Origin of the sequence: Paractinoplanes rhizophilus (assembly GCF_042664765.1) — a bacterium.
GTDB classification, from domain to species: Bacteria; Actinomycetota; Actinomycetes; order Mycobacteriales; family Micromonosporaceae; genus Actinoplanes; species Actinoplanes rhizophilus.
Genome location: NZ_JBHTBJ010000101.1, coordinates 1 through 1622, shown reverse-complemented (window position 1 = coordinate 1622; position 1622 = coordinate 1). Strand labels below are relative to the sequence as shown.

Annotated in this window: 2 protein-coding genes; both read left to right on the top strand. The window is 68.3% G+C overall.

Features of this window, described 5'->3' with window-relative positions; genetic code table 11:
* Positions 1–136 precede the first annotated feature (136 nt).
* Positions 137–1375 (top strand): IS256 family transposase, encoded by a 1239-nt coding sequence (locus tag ACFQS1_RS40365; protein WP_378978344.1) that lies wholly within the window; start codon positions 137–139, stop codon positions 1373–1375.
* Positions 1372–1572, top strand: coding sequence for a hypothetical protein (locus ACFQS1_RS40360; protein ID WP_378978342.1), 201 nt, complete (start codon positions 1372–1374; stop codon positions 1570–1572). Before ACFQS1_RS40365 ends, ACFQS1_RS40360 begins: the two co-directional genes overlap by 4 nt.
* Positions 1573–1622: the final 50 nt, after the last annotated feature.

The window sequence follows — 1622 nt, the reverse complement described above, 5'->3', positions numbered from 1 at the left end:
AGTGGCGTCCCTGATAGTGGTGTAACGCGATCGGCGTGATCGTCGGGCGGCCCGTCTGCGGGCTGAACGAAGAGCGCGGTCATCGCGTGATCTTTCGAGTGAACCTTCCACAGCACTCTCGAAAGGCACCATCACGATGACCGCACCCCACATCATCAACCCTGCCGGCCTGTTGGACCAAGCGTTGGGCGACGCGTCGCCGGACCTGATGCGCCACTTGCTGTCCACGGTGATCAACGCACTGTTGTCGGCCGAGGCCGACCAGGTGTGCGGCGCCGAGTACGGCACCGTCAGCCCGGAGCGGGTCAACTCCCGTAACGGCTACCGGCACCGCGAGCTGGACACCCGCGCCGGCACGATCGACGTGGCGATCCCGAAACTGCGCTCCGGCTCGTACTTCCCGGACTGGCTGCTCGAGCGGCGTAAGCGGGCCGAGGCCGCGCTGGTCAGCGTAGTCGCGACCTGCTACCTGCTGGGCGTGTCCACGCGGCGGATGGACAAGCTCGTGCAGAGCCTGGGCATCACCTCGTTGTCGAAGTCGCAGGTCTCGCGGATGGCCGCCGACCTCGACGCCCAGGTCGCGGCGTTCCGCACCCGGCCGCTGGGCGAATCTGGGCCGTTCACATTCGTGGCCGCCGACGCGCTGACCATGAAAGTCCGTGAGCAGGGCCGGGTCGTCAACGCCGTCGTCCTCGTGGCGACCGGCGTGAACGCCGACGGCCACCGCGAGGTCCTCGGGGTCAAGGTCGCCACCAGCGAGACGAAGCAGGCGTGGAACGCCTTCTTCGCCGACCTGGTCGCCCGCGGCCTGACCGGCACCCTGCTGGTCACCTCGGACGCGCACGCCGGACTGGTCGACGCGATCGCGGCGAACCTGCCCGGCGCGTCCTGGCAGAGGTGTCGCACGCATTTCGCCGCGAACCTGATGCAGGTCTGCCCGAAGTCGGCGTGGCCGGCGGTCAAGACGATGCTGCACTCGGTCTACGACCAGCCCGACCCGGCCTCGGTCCACGCCCAGTTCGACAAGCTGCTCGACTCGGTCGGCAGGTCGTTGCCGAAGGTGGCCGCCTACCTCGACGACGCCCGCGCCGATCTGCTCGCGTTCACCGGGTTCCCGCAACAGATCTGGCGGCAGATCTGGTCGAACAACCCCAACGAACGCCTGAACAAGGAGATCCGCCGCCGCACCGACGTGGTCGGGATCTTCCCCGACCGCGACGCCGTCATCCGTCTGGTCGGCGCCGTCCTGGCTGAACAACACGACGAATGGACCGAGGGCCGCCGCTACTTCGCCCTCGACATCCTCGCCAAAGCCCGCGACACACCCCCCACTACCACTGCCACGCAGCTGCCCGAACTGGAGACCGCAGCATGACCCACCCGACCGGCGACCCCGCCATCCCCGACCCCGCCGAACGCGCACGGCGCAACGCCGCCCTGCTCGCCGACAACATCGAGACCGGCTTCTGGGACGACCACGGCCGACCCGCACCCTGGCCCGACGACATCGACGACTGGCGACCCGCAACCGGCGAACCTCACACCCTCCCGCCCGCAGACCAACCCTTCTAACCAGCACAACTCGAAAGATCAGCCGTTACACCACTTCCAGGGGCTTGACC

Excerpts from the sequence above, each read along its gene's own strand:
- ACFQS1_RS40360 (WP_378978342.1), top strand. The coding sequence starts at position 1,372 with ATGACCCACCCGACCGGCGACCCCGCCATCCCCGACCCCGCCGAACGC.
- ACFQS1_RS40365 (WP_378978344.1), top strand. The coding sequence starts at position 137 with ATGACCGCACCCCACATCATCAACCCTGCCGGCCTGTTGGACCAAGCG.